The following is a 1,267-nucleotide window of genomic DNA, read 5'->3' as shown; positions in this document are numbered from 1 at the left end:
GAGCAGTGTTAAGGGGGACGGCCGCCCCCTTAGTATGGCCTAGTCGAAACAACCTCATCTGAGACGCATATTATTAAAGAAAACCCTGTTTTTCGACCATTTGCGTTTACCCCACCAGTCGTCACTTCGTTGAGTTTTAACTAATTAATACACACATCTCAATTGGAGAATTATCATGAAATCAACCATTACTAAAGTTATTACACTAGCCGCTTTAACCCTTTCAATGAACGTAAGTGCTGCCAGTGCTATTGATGCACTCAGTGTCGAATCGATTAAAGCCACCCTTACACCTGAGCAGATTCAACAATCTCTCAACCAGTGGAAAGAGGGTGAACTGAAGCAGCTTGAAACACGCGCACAGGCCATCTCAGATAGAGCGCCTATTGAAGCAAGACGAGAGCTGGTGAAATCTCAAATCGAACAAGAATACAAACAGACAGCGAAAGCCTTAGGCTTGTAGTCTGTTGATTATCAGAAAGGAGCATGACGCTCCTTTTTTTGCCCTAGTATCGCAAGTAGGGACTGACTCTTCTCTCTGGGGGAACGTAGTGAGGACTTTTCTTCATTTCAGCTTGCTCTCGTTTGAAGTTGCTCTGGCTAATCATATTCAGTAGATATTCGTCGACTTGAGATTCCTCCCAAGCTACCGCGCGACAGGCGATTTGGATACTTGCAGGAAACTTACCAGCAGCAATTAAGCGATATAACGTTGCCTTGCTAAGACCTGTTTTATCAAGCACTTCACGCATTCGAATCAATCTCATCATGACCTCTGTATCTTGTTATTGTAAAAGTGATGACTTCCTTGGATACCAAGATATCTAGCTCCATAGGGAATCAAGTAGTCTCATACAATAAAGAACAACCACTGAGTTTATTTCAGATTAGAAGCTATACCACCACAGCCTACATTGGGTCTTACCTGCCTATTGAGCCCAACACATTGCTTTTACTTGAATCACTGTAATCAGCGTACACAGTAACGAACCTATCCACAGAGTGAGAGTGTATCCATTGAGTAAAGATGATGAATGAAGCTAAGTTACATCGTCCTGTCTAGTGAACTTGTTCTTAGGATAGGAATTGATTACATGCTTGTATCTCTGCTCAAGGTAGTTGAAGGGTTACGTTCCATAGGTTCAGCATCATTGCACTCTCTGGTGATGTACTGTCTAGACAGAATGGTATTGAAATGATTGTTACTGACATTGGTTAGTATCAGAGTCTTGAGGACTCTTCTTGGTTGAGTAGTTCTTTAGAAAAA

General features: G+C 42.1%; 2 protein-coding genes. One reads left to right on the top strand and one right to left on the bottom strand.

Going from position 1 to position 1,267, the window contains the following annotated elements; translation table 11 throughout:
• The first annotated feature begins 175 nt into the window (after positions 1–175).
• Positions 176–463 carry a hypothetical protein gene (locus IQQ51_RS09390; RefSeq protein ID WP_193840886.1) on the top strand — a complete coding sequence of 96 codons (288 nt, stop codon included), beginning with the start codon at positions 176–178 and terminating at the stop codon, positions 461–463.
• Between the two features lie 43 nt (positions 464–506).
• Here the strand turns inward: IQQ51_RS09390 and IQQ51_RS09385 are convergent, their stop codons facing one another.
• A complete protein-coding gene (locus IQQ51_RS09385) occupies positions 507–770 on the bottom strand; it encodes a helix-turn-helix transcriptional regulator (protein ID WP_029224286.1) in 264 nt (87 codons plus the stop codon).
• Between the last annotated feature and the right edge of the window lie 497 nt (positions 771–1,267).

The organism is Vibrio sp. OPT18, assembly GCF_015163615.1.
Taxonomy (GTDB): Bacteria; Pseudomonadota; Gammaproteobacteria; order Enterobacterales; family Vibrionaceae; genus Vibrio; species Vibrio coralliirubri.
The sequence above is the reverse complement of the archived record's forward strand: the minus strand, read 5'-3'. Positions and strand labels throughout refer to the sequence as shown.